The sequence below is a fragment of the Pseudomonas gorinensis genome (assembly GCF_042015035.1).
GTDB classification, from domain to species: Bacteria; Pseudomonadota; Gammaproteobacteria; order Pseudomonadales; family Pseudomonadaceae; genus Aquipseudomonas; species Aquipseudomonas gorinensis.
The window spans coordinates 2,491,199-2,506,859 of sequence record NZ_CP167125.1 but is presented as its reverse complement, the minus strand read 5'-3'; the positions used below and the strand labels follow the sequence as shown (position 1 = coordinate 2,506,859).

The window sequence follows — 15,661 nt, the reverse complement described above, 5'->3', positions numbered from 1 at the left end:
TGCCCATTCGCCATAACGATTATGTCGCCTCTATTGAGCAACTAACCCCGGACACTCTACCGTCACTTCCTACCCCCCCAACCCCCGTAGGAAGTCATCGTGGAAAGTTCAACTTTAGGCATGGTTGTCCTGTCAATGATTGCGCTCTTTGGCACTGCCGCGTTTTGTTTCGAACACCTCGCCACCCGTAGCGAGAAGAAAAAGAAGGCCAAATAAGCAGGCCATCAAAATCAGCAGAACCCCAGTTTTTCAAGGGATACCCGGGCGGCGGGCTATCCCTTGTTTTCGTTCGTCCGGCAAAACCTCGTCTATATACCGTCTTAATACCGGGGCCACTAATCAGTGCCCGAGCTTGATACCCCAGCGCTTAACCTCCCCCGCGTCCGCCATTGCGGCTTATTCATTCAGGGGAGTTACACCGTGCTCACACTCACGTTCATCTATATCGCCAGCGGCTTCTGTGCCGTGGGGCTGTTCGCTTACTTGGGCTATGCCCTTATTCGCGCAGAAAAATTCTAGGGAGTTCGCCATGTACGACCTGATGTTTATTGGCATCTCCCTGGTGTTTTTTGTTGCGACTGCCATGGCCATTGTCGCCATGGGCAAGATTTGAACGGAGCCACGACATGTTAAGCACTGTGCTGGAATTTGCGCTGGTCCTGGGGTTGATGACGGGGCTCGCCGTATTGATGGGCAAATGGCTGACCCGGGTGTTTACCGGGACGCAGCATGCCTTGCCGGAACGCTGTACCTATCGCCTGTTGGGCATTGACCCACGGGAGAGCATGAACTGGGCTCGCTACGGTTCGGCGCTGCTGTTATCGAACGCGGCGATGATGCTGCTCGGTTATTTCATCCTGCGCCTGCAGGCGGTGATGCCGATCAACCCCTTGGGGCTGGCCGCACAAACCCCGGACCTGGCGTTCAACACCGCCGTGTCCTTTATTACCAATACCAACTGGCAGGCGTATTCGGGTGAAACCAGCCTGTCGAACTTCAGCCAGATGGCGGTCATCACCTTTTTGATGTGCGTCGGCGCCACCTCTGGCGTGGTCGCGGCAGCCGGCTTCATTCGCGGTTTGAGCCGTTCCAGTTCGGGCGATATCGGTAATTTCTGGGTCGACTTCACCCGCACGCTCTACCGCGTGATGCTGCCGCTGTGCGTGGGCATGGCGCTGGTCTATGTGTGGCAGGGCATGCCGCAAACCTTCGCCTCCCAGGCACTGGCGACAACGCTGGAAGGTGCGCAGCAGCAACTGATTGTCGGTGCGGTGGCCAGCTTTGAATCGATCAAGCATATCGGCACCAACGGTGGCGGCTTCTTCAGCATGAACGCCGCCCACCCCTTCGAAAACCCGACACCGCTGACCAACGCCCTGCACATCCTCAGCATGTTGCTGATCCCCTCCGCGCTGACCTACACCTTTGGCAGCATGCTGTTGCAGCGCCGTCAGGGCTGGGTGTTTTTCGGCACCTTCCTGGTGTTGTTCATCGGCTTCCTCGCACTGGTCTACGGCGCCGAGCAAAACGGCAACCCGCTGCTGACCCAGGCAGGTGCCAACCAGACCCTGTCGCTGGAACAAAGCGGCGGCAACATGGAAGGCAAGGAACTGCGTTTCGGTATCGCCGACAGCAGCCTGTTTATCGCCACCACCACCGCGGCCACCACCGGCTCGGTCAACACCATGCATGACTCGCTGACCCCCATGGGCGGCTTCGTGCCCCTGGCACAGATGATGCTCAACTGTGTGTTCGGCGGCGACGGCGTGGGCTTTATCAACCTGATCCAATACGCCCTGCTGACCGTGTTCCTGGTGGGCATGATGATTGGCCGCAGCCCGGAATTCCTCGGCAAGAAAATCGAAGCCCGGGAGATGAAACTGGTGATGCTCTCGGTACTCGCGCACCCCATCAGCATCCTTGGTTTCACCGCCCTCGCCGCCCTCTGGCCCGACACCATGGCCAGCCTCAATAACCTTGGCCCGCATGGCTTCAGTGAGGTGCTGTACGCCTACACCTCGGGCACCGCCAACAACGGTTCGGCCTTTGCCGGATTGAACGCCAACACGCCGTTTTTCAACACCACCATCGGCCTGGCGATGTTGATCGGGCGCTTCTTCACCCTGCTGCCGATGCTGGCCGTGGCCGGCTCCCTGGCGATGAAAAAAACCGTACCTGCCGGCGCCGGCACCATCCCCACCGCAACCCCGCTGTTCATGCTGCTGGTGGTGTTCGTGGTGCTGGTGGTGGGCGGCCTGACCTTTTTGCCGGCGCTCGCGCTCGGCCCGCTGGTGGAGCAACTGCAGTTGCTGTCCGGCCAGACGTACAACTGAGGACACCTGAATGACGACTCAATCGATATTCAAAGGGCTGTTGCGCCCAGTGCTGGTTTCGGCGGTTTTTTTCATGCTGCTGACGGGGCTCGCATACCCGGCGTTCACCACCGTTGCCGCACAGCTGTTGTTTCCGTTCCAGGCCCGGGGTTCGCTGCTTGAACGCGACGGCCTGGTGATGGGCTCGGCGCTGATCGGCCAGCACTTCACCCGCCCGGAATACTTCCACGGCCGCCCGAGCATGACCCTCGGCGCCGACCCGCAAGACCCGAGCAAAAGCGTCTCGCAGCCGTACAACGCAGGCTCCAGCGGCGCGAGCAACCTGGGCCCCACCAGCCAGAAGCTGGTGGACCAGGTCGCCGCACGCGTCCAGGCCTATCGCCAGGACAACGGCCTGGCCACCGACGCGCAAGTGCCGGTGGACGCCGTCACCGCCTCCGCCTCCGGCCTCGACCCGCATATCTCGGTGGCCAACGCGCGGCTGCAACTGCCAAGGGTCGCCCGCCTGCGGCAAATCCCCGAAGCCGAGCTGCTGCAACTGGTCAACGCCCACACCACCGCGCGCACCCTCGGTTTGCTCGGCGAACCACGGGTCAATGTGCTGCAACTCAACCTTGCGCTGGACGCTCGCCTGCCATCGCGTCAGCCCCCCATTGCGGCCAGTGAGTAAGAGATTTCCCCCATGAAGAATGCTCGTTTACCTCTGTTTGATCGCAGTATCGTGCTGACCGCCTGTGCGGACGCGTTCAAGAAACTGCTGCCCCAGGCCCAGTGGAAAAACCCGGTGATGTTCGTGGTGTACCTGGGCAGCATCCTTACCACGCTGCTGTGGTTCCAGTCCCTCGGTGGCCAGGGTGAAGCGCCCAGCGGCTTTATCCTCAGCATCACCTTGTGGCTGTGGTTCACCGTGCTGTTCGCCAACTTTGCCGAAGCCCTGGCCGAGGGCCGCAGCCGGGCCCAGGCCGCGAGCCTGCGCGGGATGAAACGCCAGACACTGGCCAAGTTGTTGCAACAGCCCAAGCACGGCGCGGCGTGGCTGCCGACGGAAGCGACGCTGCTGCGCAAAGATCAGGTGGTGCTGATCGAAGCCGGCGACCTGGTGCCGCTGGACGGTATCGTGATCGAAGGCGTCGCCTCGGTGGACGAAAGCGCAATCACCGGCGAATCGGCGCCGGTGATTCGCGAGGCCGGTGGTGACTTTTCCTCGGTCACGGGCGGCACGCGGGTACTGTCGGACTGGCTGGTCGTACGCATCAGCGTCAACCCTGGCGAATCGTTCCTGGACCGCATGATCTCGATGGTCGAATCGGCCAAGCGTCAGAAAACCCCGAACGAAGTCGCCCTGACCATCCTGCTGGTGGGCCTAACCTTGTTGTTCCTGCTGGTAATTGCCACGCTGAGCCCCTACTCGATCTTCGCCGTGGCCATGAGCGGTACGGGCAGCGTGGTCAGCGCCACGGTGCTGGTGGCCTTGCTGGTGTGCCTGATCCCGACCACCATCGGCGGCCTGCTCTCGGCCATCGGCGTGGCGGGCATGAGCCGCATGATGTCGGCCAATGTCATCGCCACCTCCGGGCGGGCGGTCGAGGCGGCGGGCGACGTCGACGTCCTGCTGCTGGACAAGACCGGCACCATCACCTTGGGCAATCGTCAGGCCAGCAGCTTTTTGCCGGCGCCAGGGGTGAAAGAAGCCGAGCTGGCGGACGCCGCGCAACTGGCCTCGCTGGCCGATGAAACCCCGGAAGGCCGCAGCATTGTGGTCCTGGCCAAGCAAAAGTTCGACATCCGTGGGCGGGACATCAACGCCCTGGGCGCCAGCTTCGTACATTTCACTGCACAGACGCGCATGAGCGGCGTCGACCTGCCCGAAGGCCGGGCGATTCGTAAAGGCGCAGCCGACGCGATCCGCAGTCATATCGAAGCCTTGGGGGGCAGCTTTCCGGCGGCCTTGCAGGCCAAGGTGGATGAAGTGGCACGCCGCGGCAGCACGCCGTTGGTGGTATCGGATGGCGCCAAGGCACTGGGCGTGGTCGAGCTCAAGGATGTGGTCAAGGGCGGTATCAAGGAGCGCTTCGCCGAGTTGCGGCGCATGGGCATCAAGACCGTGATGATCACCGGTGACAACCGCCTGACCGCCGCCGCGATTGCCGTGGAGGCCGGCGTGGATGACTTCCTCGCCGAGGCCCGCCCGGAAGACAAGCTGCAACTGATCCGCGACTACCAGGCCCAGGGCAAGCTGGTGGCCATGACCGGCGACGGCACCAACGATGCGCCGGCACTGGCGCAGGCCGATGTGGCGGTGGCGATGAACAGCGGCACCCAGGCCGCCAAAGAGGCCGGCAACATGGTCGACCTGGACAGCAACCCGACCAAGCTGATCGAAGTGGTCGAGGTCGGCAAACAGATGCTGATGACCCGCGGCGCCCTCACCACCTTCAGTGTGGCGAATGACGTGGCCAAGTACTTCGCGATCATCCCGGCGGCGTTTGTCGCGACCTATCCCCAGCTCGGTGCGTTGAACGTGATGCAGCTGAGCAGCCCCAACTCGGCGATTCTCAGCGCGGTGATTTTTAACGCGCTGATCATTGTCGCGTTGATTCCCCTGGCCCTGCGCGGCGTGACTTACCGCTCGATCGGCGCGGCGGCCTTGCTCAACCGCAACCTGCTGATCTATGGCCTGGGCGGGGTGCTGGTGCCGTTTGCCGGGATCAAGCTGATCGACCTGCTGCTGACGGGATTGGGCCTCGTATAGCGCCCCATCCACTGTAGGCGCGAGCTTGCTCGTGAAGGGCGTTAACGATAACGCGGGAAACCTGACACCCAACGGCACCCTCAGGTTTTTCGCGAGCAAGCCCGCGCCTACAGACAACTAGAGGAAGAATATGCCCGCCTTAAACGATGCACGCCCCGACCCCGACGCCCTGCTGGCGCGGGTGCAACAGGAAGAACAGGCCGCCTTGCGCGGCAAATTGCGTATCTATTTCGGTTCCAACGCCGGCGTGGGCAAGACCTGCGCCATGCTCGAAGCAGCGCAGCGCGAGGTCGCCCAGGGCCGTGACGTACTGGCTGGCGTGGTGGAAACCCATGGCCGTACGGAGACCGCCGAACGGCTCCACGGCCTGGAGCAACTGCCCCGCGCCCACCGCCTGCACGGTGAGTTCGCCCTCACCGAATTCGACCTCGACGCCGCCCTGCTGCGCCATCCCGCCGTGGTACTGGTGGATGAACTGGCTCACAGCAACATCCCCGGTTCGCGCCATCCCAAACGCTGGCAAGACGTGGAAGAACTGCTCAGCGCCGGCATTGATGTATGGACCACCCTCAACGTGCAACACCTGGAAAGCCTGAATGACCTGGTCAGCGGCATCATCGGCATTCGCGTGCGCGAGACCGTGCCGGACCATGTGTTCGATAACGCTCACGAAGTGGTGGTGGTCGACCTGCCGCCCGACGATCTGCTGCAACGCCTCAAGGACGGCAAGGTGTACCTGGGCCCTGCGGCGGCACGCGCATCGCAGCATTTTTTCCGCAAGGGGAACCTGTTGGCCCTGCGCGAATTGGCATTGCGGCGCACGGCGGATCGGGTCGACACGCAGATGCGCGTGTACCGTCGCGAACAGTCGATCAAGACCCTGTGGCCCGCCCGCGAACGGCTATTGGTGGGTGTGGCCGGTGATGCCGGCGATGAACGCCTGGTGCGTGAAGCGGCGCGCCTGGCGCAAAAGCTGGAGGCGGACTGGATTGTCGTGCATGTCGCCTCCGCCCAGGGGCGCGGTGCCAGGCGCTACCTGAGCGCGATTAAAACCTTGGCCCTGGCCAGCGAATTCGGCGCCGATACGGCCACGTTGCCGGGCATGGACGTGGCGCAAGCCTTGGTCGCCTGTGCCCGTGAGCACAACGCCAATCGTCTGGTGCTGGGCCATCACCCGCGCCAGGCCTGGCGGTTCTGGCATCAATCGGTCAGCGACCGGATCAGCCACCATCATCCGCAAATCGACCAGATCGTGATGGCCCACGGGGTTGTGCCCGACAGGCCCCTGATCGTCGAAAAACCTGCGCCCGTGCCGGGCAGGGCCTTGGCCTATGGGTGGGCCAGCCTTGCCTGTTTCGCCGCCAGCGCCGTCGCCGCGTTGCTGTTGCAAGTGTTCGACCTGGCCAACGTGGTCATGCTGTTTTTACTCACGGTGGTGCTGGTGGCCTTGCGGTATGGACGCGGCCCCGGCGTGTGGGCAGCGATGCTCGCGGTGCTGTGTTTCGACTTCTTTTTCGTGCAGCCGCGCTATTCCTTCACGGTCACTGACACCCAGTATTTTTTCACCTTTGCGCTGATGCTCGGCATCGCCTTGATCACCGGGCAACTCACCGCACGCCTGCGCCACGAAGCGCGCACCGCCGCCGCGCGCGAACGCCGTGCCACCTCCCTGGCGCGGCTGGCGCGTGACTTGTCGGCAGCGTTGACCGTGGAACAAATCAGCGAAGTCGCGCTGCGCACGTTCAGCGGCGTGTTCGAAGCCCGCGTCGGCCTGGCCCTGCCGGACGCCGCCGATGGCGTACACAGCGTGGGCGCAGGCGGGCTGCCGATGGATGACAGCATCGCACAATGGACCTACGACCACGGCCATGCCGCCGGCCATGGCACCGACACCCTATCGGCGGCCAAGGGCTGCTACCTGCCGCTCAAGGCGCCGATGCGTGTACGCGGTGTGCTGGTGCTGGAACTGGCCCAGAGCGAACGCCTGAATGACCCACAGGAACGCCGCCTGCTGGAAGCCTGCATGAGCCAACTGGCGATTGCCCTGGAGCGCGTGCATTTTGTCGAGGTGGCGCAAAACACCCTGGTGCAGATGGAGGGTGAAAAAATGCGCAATACCCTGCTTGCGGCGATTTCCCACGACCTGCGCACACCATTGACCACCTTGATCGGTGCCGCCGACACCGCCCTGCCCCACGCCCCACCGGGGCCGTTGCGCGAGTTGTTGCACGGCATCCACGAACAAGCCACGTCGATGCAGCGCCTGATCGAAAACCTGCTGGACATGGCGCGCATGCAGGAACGCGGCGTGCGCCTGAACCGGCAATGGCACTCCCTCGAAGAAATCGTCGGCAGCGCCCTGCGCCAGTTGCGCGAGCCGTTGGCGCGGCATCAGGTGCACACCTCGCTCGACACGCGGTTGCCGCTGGTGGACGTCGACGCGCTGTTGATCGAACGCGTGCTGGTCAACCTGCTGGACAACGCGGCCAAGTACACCCCACCGGGCACCACCATCAGCGTCGCGGCCCACGCCACGTCGGACAGCATCGTGCTGATGGTCAGCGACACCGGCCCGGGTCGGGCCCCGGCCAATCTGTTCGAACCGTTTGCGCGCGGCCAACAGGAGTCTTCCGTGACGGGCATCGGCCTGGGCCTGGCGCTGGCCAAACGCATTGTCGAGGCACACGGCGGGCGTATCGAGGCCAACCCGGGGCGTACCTGCGGCATGCATTTCATCATCACGCTACCGGCGGGCACTCCGCCGTCCATGGAATCCCTATGAACACTGCACGTATTCTGATTGTTGAAGACGAAGCCAATATCCGGCGCTTTGTCGGCATCGCCCTGCAAGACGAAGGGTTCCAGGTGTTCGAAGCCGATAGCGTCAAGCGCGCCTTGATCCACGCCGCCAGCCGTCAGCCGGACCTGGTGATCGTCGACCTCGGCCTGCCGGATGGCGATGGCAAGCAACTGATCAGCGAGCTGCGCGGCTGGCTGGCGGTGCCGATCCTGGTGCTATCGGCACGTGATCGCGAAGAAGAAAAAGTCGCCGCCCTGGACGCCGGTGCCGATGACTACCTGACCAAGCCCTTCGGCGTGCCCGAGTTGCTCGCCCGCATCCGCGCCCAACTGCGCCGGCACGGGCAGACCGGCAGCGTGGCGGCCACCAGCAAAGTGGCGTTTGGCGAGATTGAAGTCGACCTCGCCACCCATGAGGTCTGGCGCAAGGGCCAACCGGTACACCTCACGCCCATCGAATACCGCCTGCTCTGCGCGATGGTGCGCGGCCAAAGCCGGGTGCTCACCCATCGCCAGCTACTGCTGGAGGTGTGGGGCCTGGATTACGTGGATCGCGCCCACTACTTGCGGGTGCACATGGCGCACCTGCGCCAGAAACTGGAGGAGGACCCCGCTCAACCGCAGTACTTCATTACCGAGTTGCAGGTGGGCTATCGGCTGATGGGGTTGTGAACAGGCGTTCGGCGGCGACGTCCAGGAACACGCGGATTTTCGGGGTCAAGCCCGATGAACAGCGCATCGCGTTCTACTGCTTGCCGGACGAACTCTTCCAGCCGCTTTGCCAAACCCCAGACAGCAAAAAGCCCGCTCGATGAGCGGGCTTCCTGTGGTACCTGGCGTTCAGCGTTCCAGATGACCGAATATGGCGCAGCGGACGGGACTCGAACCCGCGACCCCCGGCGTGACAGGCCGGTATTCTAACCGACTGAACTACCGCTGCGCGTAACACTTGAAGCGAATGGTGGGTGATGACGGGATCGAACCGCCGACCCTCTGCTTGTAAGGCAGATGCTCTCCCAGCTGAGCTAATCACCCTTCACTTTCGGTGTGGGGCGCATCATATACGAAAAATCTGCAATGTGTTGATTTAAATGCAATTTATTTGAAATAAATTTTCGACCGACACGCCAGCCCTGAAAACACGCGCCTTGCGTGCCAAACGCGAGTCTATTGCATTTGCCCCACCCCAGGCCGCACAATTAAAAACCATTCTCAATAACCCTTGAGCCACGCCTATGTCTGTGGGTGAACCGCCATACCAACGGGAAATAACCCAGCTCTACAGCGAGCATCATGGCTGGCTGCTCACCTGGCTACGGCGCAAGCTGGGCTGTCGGCAGAACGCGGCTGACCTGGCACAGGACACCTTTGCACGCATCCTGCACACCCGCGAATGCGTGGCGACCATTCGCGAACCCAGGGCGTACCTGAGCACCACCGCCCGGCGCCTAATTATCGACCAGGCCCGACGCCGGCAAATCGAACAGGCCTACCTGCGAGAGCTGGCGCTGACCCTGGATGCGCTGGAGGGGTTCCAGTCGCCGGAGCAGATCCACACCACCCTCGAAGCCCTGGAGCACATCGCCTTTATCCTCGAAGGCATGCACGCCTATTCGCGCCAGGCCTTCGTGCTGTACTACCTCGAAGAACTGACCCAGCAGCAAATCGCAACGCAACTCAAGCTATCGGAACGGACCGTGCGCAAGTACCTGATCCAGGCGCTGGTGCATTGCGGCCACAGCATGGACACCTGACGGCCCATGCCCGATACCCGACAGCACATCGAAGAACAAGCCGCCGAATGGCAGCTGCAGTTGCATGAAGGCCCCTTGAGCGAGGCCCAACGCCTGGCGTTCGAGAGCTGGAAACAGCAAGGCCCGCGGTACGCCGCCGCCGCTGCGCGCATGGAGGCTGTGATTGTCAGGGTGCAGGCCCTGCGCGAGACAAAATCACCGGCGCGGGCAGCCCTGGATGCGGCGTTTGCCGATAAACCATCGCGCCGCAATAAACACGCGATGCGCACCCTGCTGCTCGCTTGCAGCTTGGCCCTTCCCGCAGCGGCGCTGCTGATCAGTCCCTATCCACAACGGTGGATGGCCGACGTGCGCAACGGTCCCGGCCAGTGGCAAACCTTGCACTTGGCGGACGGCTCGGCACTGACGTTGAACGGTATCAGCGCGGCGAACCTGCATTTCGATGCCACCCAGCGACGCATCGATCTGCTGCAAGGCGAAATCCTGGTGGAGGTGGCCCATGACCCGGCGCGGCCGTTTATCGTGCAGACGGCCCAAGGCACCTTGCGGGCGCTGGGCACACGGTTTGTGGTCAAGCGTGAGGACGATGTCACCGTGCTCAGCATGCTGGAATCGCGGGTGGCCGCACAGAGTGCCAATGCCCAGCAGACCCTGGAAGTCGACGCCGGCTCCCAGGCGCTGGTCAGCGCCAACAGCGTACGCCTGGCCGGCCGCATTGACCCGGCCAGCATCAACGACGCCTGGCGCCGCCATCAACTGGTGGTGGAAAACCGACCATTACCCGAGGTCCTCGATGAGATCGCACGGCATCGCGCCGGCCACCTGCAATTTGATCGGGCCGCGCTGCAAAACCTGCGTGTGTCGGCCGTGATCCCCCTGGATGACAGCGACCATGCCCTGCAATTACTGGCACAAACCCTGCCGATCAAGGTGTACACCTACACGCCGTGGCTGATCCGGGTGGCCCTAGACAAAACGCCCAATAAATAATTATTCGCATTTGCTTCCGGTTTTTTCGAGGCTGCCCGTCAAGCAAGGTAATTCGACACGTAAAGGATTGCCGCCACCATGCACACCCCCTCCTCCCCACGCGGGCGCTTTGGCCTGCTGAAAAGCGCCCCGTTTTCCCTGGCCATGCTGGCCGCGAGCGCGATGACCGCCAACCTGGCCCAGGCGGACACGGTTAACGTCGCGGCACAGACCTATGACATTCCCGCCGGACCGCTGGGCAGTTCACTCAATCGCTTTGCCCAGCAGGCCGGCGTGGCGATTGTGTTCCAGTCTCACGAACTGGAAGGCCTCAACGGTCCCGGCCTGAAAGGGCAGTACGCCACACAGGAGGGTTTTGACCGCTTGCTGCAAGGCAGCGGCTACCGCGCGGTCAAGGGCGACCAGGTGTATGCGCTGCAGCCCATGCCGACTAGCAGCAATGGCGTCATGGAATTGGGCCCGACGCAGGTCACCGCCAACCAACTAGGCAACGTCACCGAAGACAGCAGCTCCTACACACCCGGCAGCATTGCGACCGCGACTCGCCTGGTGTTGACCCCCAAGGAAACCCCGCAGTCCGTCAGCGTCATCACGCGTAAGCACATGGACGATTTCGGCCTGAACAACGTCGACGACGTGATGCGCCACACCCCCGGCATCACGGTGTCGGCCTTCGACACCGAGCGCAGCAACTATTACGCACGTGGTTTTTCCATCAACAACTTCCAGTACGATGGCATCCCCTCGACCGCGCGCAACGTCGCCTATTCGGCAGGCAACACCCTGAGCGACATGGCGATCTATGACCGCGTCGAAGTGCTCAAGGGTGCCACCGGCCTGCTCACCGGCGCCGGCTCACTGGGCGCAACGATCAACCTGGTGCGCAAGAAACCCACCGCGGATTTCCAGGGGCATGCCACCCTGGGCGCCGGCTCCTGGGACAATTATCGCAGCGAGCTGGACGTCAGCGGCCCGATGACCGAAAGCGGCAATGTGCGTGGCCGGGCAGTCGCCGCCTATCAAGACAAGCGCTCGTTCATGGACCGCTACTCACGCAAGAGCCCGACCTACTACGGCATCATGGAATTCGACCTGTCACCCGACACCCTGCTGACCGTCGGCGGCGACTACCAGGACAGCCTGCCGACCGCCTCGTCGTGGTCCGGCAGCTTCCCACTGATCAACGCCAACGGCGAGCGCAACAGCGTCAAGCGCTCGTTCAACAATGCCGCCGATTGGAGCAGTTGGGAGCAATACACCCGCACCGTGTTCGCCATGCTTGAACATGACCTGGGCAACGGCTGGGTCGGCAAACTGCAACTGGACCACAAGATCAATGGCTACCACGCGCTGATGGGCTCGATCCAGGGCGACCAGCCACAGCCCGACGGCACCGCGCAACTCACCTCGGGCAAGTACACCGGGGAAACGGTCAGCGATTCCGCCGACCTGTATGTGAGCGGCCCGTTCAGCCTGGGCGGGCGCGAGCATGAGCTGGTGCTGGGCGGTTCGATCAGTGCCTCGGAATGGAAAGGCAAGGGCTACTGGAACCTCTCCCCCAATATCGTCGACTTCAATAACTGGCACGGCAACGCCCGCGAACCGGACTGGGGCACCGCCCAATCGCTGACCGACGACACCGTGCGACAGACCGGCGCCTACATGACCACGCGCCTGAATCTGGCCGATGACCTCAAGCTGCTGCTGGGCGGGCGCGTGGTCAACTATCAGGTCACAGGCTATAACCCCAACTACCGCGAGTCCGGACGTTTCGTGCCGTACATCGGCGCGGTGTACGACCTCAACGACACCTATGCGGTCTACGCCAGCTACACCGATATCTTCATGCCGCAGGAAAACTACAACCGCGACCGCGACAACAAGCTGCTTGAACCGGATGAAGGCCAGAACTGGGAGTTGGGCGTGAAGGCGGACTTCCTCGACGGCCGCGTAAACGCCAGCGCGGCTTACTTTGAAATCCACGAATCCAATCGCGCGCTCTCGGATGATGAGTACAACAACCAGACGCCGATCCCGAATAACTATGCGTACAAGAGCAGCAAGGCCGTCACCAAGGGTTATGAAGTGGAGATGTCCGGCGAGATTGCGCCCGGCTGGCAACTCCAGGCTGGCTACACCCACAAGGTGGTGCGCGATGACAAGGATGTGAAGATTTCCACCTTCGAGCCTGAAGACCAGATCAAGCTGTACACCACCTATAAACTCAAGGGCAACCTCGACAAGTTGACCGTCGGCGGCGGCGTGCGCTGGCAGAGCATGGGCTGGCAGGACATCTACAACACCCCTCACACACAGTATGAAGAGTTCTCCCAGGACGCCTATTGGCTGGTCGACCTGATGACGCGCTACCAGGTGACCAAGAACCTGTCGACGACGCTGAACGTGAACAACCTCTTCGACAAGTCCTACTACACCAACATCGGTTTCTATAACTCCGCAGCCTACGGTGAGCCACGTAACTTCATGGTCACCACACGCTGGGACTTCTAACCCCCAGACAGCAAAAAGCCCGCTCAATGAGCGGGCTTACGGGTGTGCCCCGTCAGAAGTCGAAGAACACCGTTTCTTCTTCGCCCTGTATGCGGATATCGAAACGATAAGCCAACTTGCCATCGACCGTGCAACGCTTGGCGACCAGCGTCTCCCGGCGTTGAGGCTGTTCGATCAGATTCAGCACGGGATCGACGGCATTGGCCTGGGCTTCATCGTCGAAGTACACACGGGTCTGCAAGTGGATATTGATGCCCCGCGCGAACAGCGAAACATTGACGTGCGGCGCCATCGGCACACCCGCAGCATTCTTCACGGTGCCCGGCTTGACGGTATGGATCTGCCACTCGCCGGTATCCGTGGTCGCCGTACGGCCAAAACTGTTGAAGGGCTTTTCCAGGTTGTAGTCACTGTCGTAAACGCCTTCGTGGTCAGCCTGCCAACACTCCAGGAACGCATCGCGGATCAGATGACCGTTGCCGTCATAGACATGGCCCAGCAACAGGATGTGCTCCCCCGGCGCACCGGGCTTGGCCATTTCGTTCCAGATTTCCTGCGCGCGGGGCGGGTTGCCCGCCGCCTCCAGCGCCAGGCCGATATGCACGTAAGGACCGGCGGTTTGCGACGGGGTTTCAGGTAGAAGTTCAACGGGCATGATCGGGCCTCCTCAGCGGTTTTCGAAGTGAGTCTTGCGCTGACCGCGCAGAACGATATCAAAGCGATAAGCCAGGCAATCCATGGGATTGGCCATGCTCATATCAAGCCTTGCGATCAGGCTCTGCACTGCATCCGGATTGGCGATCGACTTGACGATCGGGCACATCGGGATGAGTGGGTCACCTTCGAAATACAACTGGGTGATCAATCGTGTGGCAATCGATGGGCCGCTGATGGAGAAGTGAATATGCGCCGGACGCCAGTCGTTGGGACCATTGCGCCATGGATACGGGCCAGGCTTGACCGTGCGGAAACTGTAGTTGCCGTCGCGGTCGGTCAAGGCACGACCGACGCCACCGAAGTTAGGGTCGATGGGCGCCAGATAGCTGTCCTTCTTGTGCCGATAGCGCCCCCCCGCGTTGGCCTGCCACATCTCCACCAGGGTATGGGGAATCGGCTTGCCATACTGGTCACACACCCGACCGGCGACGATGATGCGCTCGCCGATGGGCAAGCCGCCGTGGTTGAAGTTCAGCAACAGATCGTTATCGTGATGCCCCATCTCCAAGTGGGAAAAATCCGGGCCGCTGGCTTCCGACTGGGACTGCGGGATGCTCACCAAGGCCTGGCGCGGGGACCGCAGGATTGAGGTTTTGTAGTCAGGCGTCAGGGCTTTGGGGTGCCAATTGCGGTCACGAATGACGAAACGGCTGTTGTCCGCATCAGACATGTCGGTTTCCTTTTTATTATGGATAAAATCAGGGATGAATATTGTATAAACAACAATAAACAACCCAGTGTCCCTTGATGAGGCGCTATCCAAAATTGAAAAAACCAACCCTATCCATATCCAAATGGTTATGGATAGAAACCCTCGCGATATTCCTGGCCCACCTCGCGCAGCACCTCCACGCACCATTGAGCCGCCAAGGACATCGTCAACGCAGGATTGCTGCACAGTCCCACGGAACCACCCGGTTCGCGAATTCCCAACTCCAGCTCAAACAGATCACCTCGATTCAAGTCCTGCCTGACCGCATCGAAAGGCGCGACCCAGATCGCCTGACTGCACTGCACATAACGCCGGCTCAAGATCAACGATAGGGTTTCCAGGCGCTGGCGCGGCGGATTGATACTGTGCTGCACGAACAAGCTGTCGGCGAATTTGCGAATCGTCGTCCCTGCCTGCGGCAACACCAGCGGATAATCTTCGATATGTTCCTGCGCCTGTGGATCGCTCAACAGCGGATGGCCGTTACGCACCACGAGGGTCATGGATTCGCTGTATAGATGCTCGAAAATCAGCCCAAGGATCTGCGGGCTGTCCGTCATGCGTCCGACCACCAGGTCCAGCTCCCCCACCCGCAATTGCGACAACAGGTACGCGCTCGGCCCGGTCACCACGCTCACGATCAGCGCGGGATGTCGGGCATGCAAACGACAGACGACCTCGGGCACCAACAAACTTTCCACAGTGGACAGCACGCCGAGCCTGGCGGTGAAGGGCTCGTGCTCGCCGGAACGCAGGCTGTTCACCCCTTCACGCAGCGCTTGTACGCTCGGCCCGGCATAACGCAAAAAAGCCACTCCGGCTTCCGTCAACGCCGCGCCACTTTTGCTGCGCATAAATAAAGTGGCCGTCAGCAGGGTTTCGAGTTCTTTGAGGGTCTTGGAAAGCGCCGGCTGGCTGATCGCTAATTTTTCCGAGGCGCGCGCCAGACTGCCCTGGCGCGCCACTTCGAGAAAGCACACCAGGTGGCGGAATTTGATGCGGGTATCGATGTTCACCGTATGTTGCCGCCTTCGAGGTGTCCCCTACCGCGCGTGAAAAAGCGCGAGAAGTAAGCTAATTCGGAAGATTGTGC

At 61.8% G+C, this 15,661-nt stretch carries 12 protein-coding genes and 2 tRNA genes; 9 read left to right on the top strand and 5 right to left on the bottom strand.

Annotated features, from left to right (window positions below):
• Positions 1-420: 420 nt before the first annotated feature.
• The 6 genes from kdpF (at position 421) to AB7933_RS11550 (ending at position 8,556) form a co-directional block, all read left to right on the top strand.
• Positions 421-519, top strand: a complete 99-nt coding sequence (kdpF, locus tag AB7933_RS11575; protein WP_069075609.1) for a K(+)-transporting ATPase subunit F — start codon at positions 421-423, stop codon at positions 517-519.
• A gap of 107 nt (positions 520-626) precedes the next feature.
• Entirely contained in the window at positions 627-2,333 is a 1,707-nt protein-coding gene (kdpA, locus tag AB7933_RS11570) for a potassium-transporting ATPase subunit KdpA (RefSeq protein WP_024074376.1), read from the top strand.
• Positions 2,334-2,343: 10 nt separating this feature from the next.
• Positions 2,344-3,003 carry a K(+)-transporting ATPase subunit C gene (gene kdpC, locus AB7933_RS11565; RefSeq protein WP_024074375.1) on the top strand — a complete coding sequence of 220 codons (660 nt, stop codon included), beginning with the start codon at positions 2,344-2,346 and terminating at the stop codon, positions 3,001-3,003.
• A 12-nt stretch (positions 3,004-3,015) separates the two neighbouring features.
• Positions 3,016-5,085 carry a potassium-transporting ATPase subunit KdpB gene (gene kdpB / locus AB7933_RS11560; protein WP_024074374.1) on the top strand — a complete coding sequence of 690 codons (2,070 nt, stop codon included), beginning with the start codon at positions 3,016-3,018 and terminating at the stop codon, positions 5,083-5,085.
• Between the two features lie 130 nt (positions 5,086-5,215).
• Positions 5,216-7,867: a sensor histidine kinase gene (locus AB7933_RS11555; RefSeq protein ID WP_024074373.1), complete on the top strand. Its 2,652-nt coding sequence runs from the start codon at positions 5,216-5,218 to the stop codon at positions 7,865-7,867.
• Positions 7,864-8,556: a response regulator gene (locus AB7933_RS11550; protein WP_024074372.1), complete on the top strand. Its 693-nt coding sequence runs from the start codon at positions 7,864-7,866 to the stop codon at positions 8,554-8,556. The genes AB7933_RS11555 and AB7933_RS11550 overlap by 4 nt, the downstream gene beginning before the upstream one ends.
• A 191-nt stretch (positions 8,557-8,747) precedes the next feature.
• Here AB7933_RS11550 and AB7933_RS11545 read toward each other — a convergent pair.
• Positions 8,748-8,824 (bottom strand) — tRNA-Asp (locus AB7933_RS11545).
• A gap of 19 nt (positions 8,825-8,843) precedes the next feature.
• Positions 8,844-8,919, bottom strand: a tRNA-Val gene (locus tag AB7933_RS11540).
• A gap of 200 nt (positions 8,920-9,119) precedes the next feature.
• Between AB7933_RS11540 and AB7933_RS11535 the strand changes: the two genes are divergently transcribed.
• The 3 genes from AB7933_RS11535 to AB7933_RS11525 all read left to right on the top strand — a co-directional run bounded on the left by AB7933_RS11535 (position 9,120) and on the right by AB7933_RS11525 (position 13,139).
• Positions 9,120-9,638, top strand: a complete 519-nt coding sequence (locus tag AB7933_RS11535) for a sigma-70 family RNA polymerase sigma factor (RefSeq protein ID WP_024074371.1) — start codon at positions 9,120-9,122, stop codon at positions 9,636-9,638.
• 6 nt (positions 9,639-9,644) lie between these two features.
• Positions 9,645-10,628: a FecR family protein gene (locus tag AB7933_RS11530; RefSeq protein WP_024074370.1), complete on the top strand. Its 984-nt coding sequence runs from the start codon at positions 9,645-9,647 to the stop codon at positions 10,626-10,628.
• Between the two features lie 78 nt (positions 10,629-10,706).
• Positions 10,707-13,139 carry a TonB-dependent siderophore receptor gene (locus AB7933_RS11525; RefSeq protein WP_024074369.1) on the top strand — a complete coding sequence of 811 codons (2,433 nt, stop codon included), beginning with the start codon at positions 10,707-10,709 and terminating at the stop codon, positions 13,137-13,139.
• 52 nt (positions 13,140-13,191) lie between these two features.
• On the opposite strand, the gene pcaG is transcribed toward AB7933_RS11525, so the two are convergent.
• The 3 genes from pcaG to pcaQ form a co-directional block, all read right to left on the bottom strand.
• Positions 13,192-13,794 (bottom strand): protocatechuate 3,4-dioxygenase subunit alpha, encoded by a 603-nt coding sequence (pcaG, locus tag AB7933_RS11520; RefSeq protein WP_024074368.1) that lies wholly within the window; start codon positions 13,792-13,794, stop codon positions 13,192-13,194.
• A gap of 12 nt (positions 13,795-13,806) precedes the next feature.
• Complete coding sequence (gene pcaH / locus AB7933_RS11515) at positions 13,807-14,526, bottom strand: protocatechuate 3,4-dioxygenase subunit beta (RefSeq protein ID WP_024074367.1); 720 nt, start codon at positions 14,524-14,526, stop codon at positions 13,807-13,809.
• Positions 14,527-14,654: 128 nt separating this feature from the next.
• Positions 14,655-15,584 carry a pca operon transcription factor PcaQ gene (pcaQ, locus tag AB7933_RS11510; protein WP_024074366.1) on the bottom strand — a complete coding sequence of 310 codons (930 nt, stop codon included), beginning with the start codon at positions 15,582-15,584 and terminating at the stop codon, positions 14,655-14,657.
• Between the last annotated feature and the right edge of the window lie 77 nt (positions 15,585-15,661).

Coding starts and splice junctions, on each gene's coding strand:
- kdpA (WP_024074376.1), top strand. CDS start 627: ATGTTAAGCACTGTGCTGGAATTTGCGCTGGTCCTGGGGTTGATGACG.
- kdpC (WP_024074375.1), top strand. CDS start 2,344: ATGACGACTCAATCGATATTCAAAGGGCTGTTGCGCCCAGTGCTGGTT.
- kdpB (WP_024074374.1), top strand. CDS start 3,016: ATGAAGAATGCTCGTTTACCTCTGTTTGATCGCAGTATCGTGCTGACC.
- AB7933_RS11555 (WP_024074373.1), top strand. CDS start 5,216: ATGCCCGCCTTAAACGATGCACGCCCCGACCCCGACGCCCTGCTGGCG.
- AB7933_RS11550 (WP_024074372.1), top strand. CDS start 7,864: ATGAACACTGCACGTATTCTGATTGTTGAAGACGAAGCCAATATCCGG.
- AB7933_RS11535 (WP_024074371.1), top strand. CDS start 9,120: ATGTCTGTGGGTGAACCGCCATACCAACGGGAAATAACCCAGCTCTAC.
- AB7933_RS11530 (WP_024074370.1), top strand. CDS start 9,645: ATGCCCGATACCCGACAGCACATCGAAGAACAAGCCGCCGAATGGCAG.
- AB7933_RS11525 (WP_024074369.1), top strand. CDS start 10,707: ATGCACACCCCCTCCTCCCCACGCGGGCGCTTTGGCCTGCTGAAAAGC.
- pcaG (WP_024074368.1), bottom strand. CDS start 13,794: ATGCCCGTTGAACTTCTACCTGAAACCCCGTCGCAAACCGCCGGTCCT.
- pcaH (WP_024074367.1), bottom strand. CDS start 14,526: ATGTCTGATGCGGACAACAGCCGTTTCGTCATTCGTGACCGCAATTGG.